Here is a 1,899-nt window from a genome sequence, read left to right on the forward strand (position 1 = left end):
TCGGTGTACCGGGCCCTGCGGGGGCGCCGGAGCCGGTGCCGGCCGTGCCGGGCCCTGCCGGGGTGCCGCCGGAGCCGGCGGCCCGGCCCTCGCGCGGGTGCGGGAGGAAGGTGTCGGGGACCGACGGGAGGCCGAGGAGCTCCGCCAGGCGCGGGGACGCGGCCAGGGCGTCGGCCGCGCGGTGTTCCGCCGCGTGGGCGGCCTCGGCGGCGTCGGCGGCGTCGGCGGCGCGGGCGGCGGTGAGCTCGGCGCGGGACTCGGCGCCGGCGGCCTCGCGGGCGGCTTCGGCGGCGGAGCGGGCGGCCTCGCGGGACTCGTCCCAGGCGGCCACTGCGGTCTTCTCGGCGTCGCTGGCGGCCAGCGCGGCGCGGGCCGGGTCGGCGTCGGGGGCGGTGTCGTCGAGCCAGCCGGCGCGGACGGCCTCGGCGGTCTCCTGCTCGACCTCGGCGAGGCGGGCCCGCAGGTGTTCGGCCTCGCTGCGGGCGCGCTGGGCGCCGGTGGCGGCGGAGGTGGCGTCGCGGTGGGCGGTCTCGCCGAGGGCCTGGAGCTCGGCGGAACGCTCCTCCTCCTCGTTGGCGGCGCGTTCGCCCTGCTCGGCGGCGGTGTGCAGGGCTTGTACGAGTTCGGCGGCGGCAGTGGCGCGGGCGGCGAGGGCCGGGGCGGCGTCCCGTTCGGCCTCGCGGATGGCGGCGGCGACGCGGGCGGAGCGGTCGGCGGAGGCGCGGTGGCGCAGGACGGTCTCGGCGGCCTGCCAGGCGGAGTGCAGGGTGCGGGCTTCGAGGAGTTCGCGGCGCTGGGCGGCGGCGGCCTTGTCGGCGACGGTCAGGGCCAGCGAGGCGTGCCGGTAGGCGAGTTCGGCGGAGACGGCGGCGCTGCGGGCGCGCTGCCCCTCGGCGGTGGTGACGGCGTGGGCGGCGCCGGTGACCTGCTGGGCGAGTTCCGCGGCGCGGGCGCGTTCCTCGGTGGCCCGGGCGGAGAGGCGGCGGGCGAGGGTGCGGGTGCGGCGTTCGGCGCCGGCGTGGACGTCGCGCAGCCGGGCGCGGGTCTCGGCGGCCTCCACGATGCGGGTGAGCAGGTCGACGGAGCCGGCGGTGAAGTCGCGTTCGGCCATCAGCTCGGCGCGGCGGCCGAGTTTGTTGCCGAAGCCGTGGACCAGGTCGGCGAGGCCGTCGGTGTCGCGGGTGTCGGTGACGGCGCGCAGCAGGAGGTCGGTGAAGTCGGAGTCCTTCTTGACCGCGAAGAGGCCGGCGGCCTCGCCCTCGTCGGCGTTCATCTCGCGCTGGTAGCGGAAGAGTTCGGGGTCGAGGCCGAGTTCGGTGAGGTGCTCGTTCCAGCGGTCGTGGATCTCCTCCCAGGACACCTCCAGGTGCGGGTAGGCCTTGCCGGCCTCGGTGATCGCGTCGCGGAAGCCCTTCATGGTGCGGCGGCGGCCCTGGGCGCCGGAGGCGCCTTCGACGGGCGGGCGCACGGAGGTGGCCTCGGCGACGGGGAGGTTGTCCAGGCTCAGGCCCGGGCCGGGGCGGAAGGAGTACCAGGCCTCGGCGAACTTGCGGGGGTCGTTGGAGACCTGGCGGCCGCGCCATTCGCTGACCTTGCCGACGACCACGCACTCGCCGGTCTGGGTGTGCTGCCACTCCAGGGCGACGTGGCCGCAGTCGTCGGCGAGGAGGAACTTGCGGAGCACGCCGGAGCTGGCGCCGCCGAGGGTGTTGCGGTGGCCGGGGAGCATGACCGAGAAGATCAGCTTGAGGAGGACGGACTTGCCGCCGCCGTTCTCCAGGAAGAGCACGCCCGCGGGGGCGGGCCTGCGCGGCGGGCCGACCGGCTCCTCCTCGAAGAACTCCGCCTGGGCGGGGGCCGGCTTGGGCACGGCCTTGCCGACCCCGCGCAGGTCCAGGA

The 1,899-nt window shown here is 77.5% G+C and carries 1 pseudogene; it reads right to left on the minus strand.

From position 1 onward, the window contains the following. Positions 1–1,899 (minus strand): annotated as a pseudogene (locus tag ACFVXK_RS38455) (hypothetical protein); the annotation flags it as partial.

The sequence above is a fragment of the Streptomyces sp. NPDC058157 genome, from assembly GCF_042884105.1.
Taxonomy (GTDB): Bacteria; Actinomycetota; Actinomycetes; order Streptomycetales; family Streptomycetaceae; genus Streptomyces.